The sequence below is a fragment of the Methylobacterium sp. E-045 genome (genome assembly GCF_022829685.1).
Taxonomy (GTDB): Bacteria; Pseudomonadota; Alphaproteobacteria; order Rhizobiales; family Beijerinckiaceae; genus Methylobacterium.
In genome coordinates this window covers 1-398 of sequence record NZ_JAKSYE010000047.1, presented here as the reverse complement: position 1 = coordinate 398, position 398 = coordinate 1, and the positions used below count along the sequence as shown (strand labels likewise).

Annotated in this window: 1 pseudogene; it reads right to left on the bottom strand. The window is 64.8% G+C overall.

The window, feature by feature from the left end:
• A pseudogene (locus MKK51_RS05680) lies at nucleotides 1–398 on the bottom strand (ATP-binding cassette domain-containing protein); the annotation flags it as partial.

Here is a 398-nt window from a genome sequence, read left to right as displayed (position 1 = left end):
TGACGGCGCAGCCGGCGTAATCCTCCAGTGCCTCTTCGAGGGCCCGCAAGGTCTCCATGTCGAGGTCGTTGGTGGGCTCGTCGAGGAGCAGCACGTTGGCGCCGCCCTTGAGCGTGCGGGCCAGATGCACGCGGTTGCGCTAACCGCCCGACAGGTTGCCGACCTTCTTCTGCTGGTCGGAGCCCTTGAAGGCGAAGGCCGAGCAATAGGCGCGGGAATTGATCTCGCGCTTGTGGAAATAGATGATGTCGTTGCCGCCCGCGACCTCCTGCCAGACCGTCGCACCGGGATCGAGGGCGTCGCGCGACTGGTCGACATAGCCGAGATGCACGGTTTCGCCGACGGAGATGGTGCCGCCGTCGGGTTTCTCCTGGCCGGTGATCATCTTGAACAGCGTC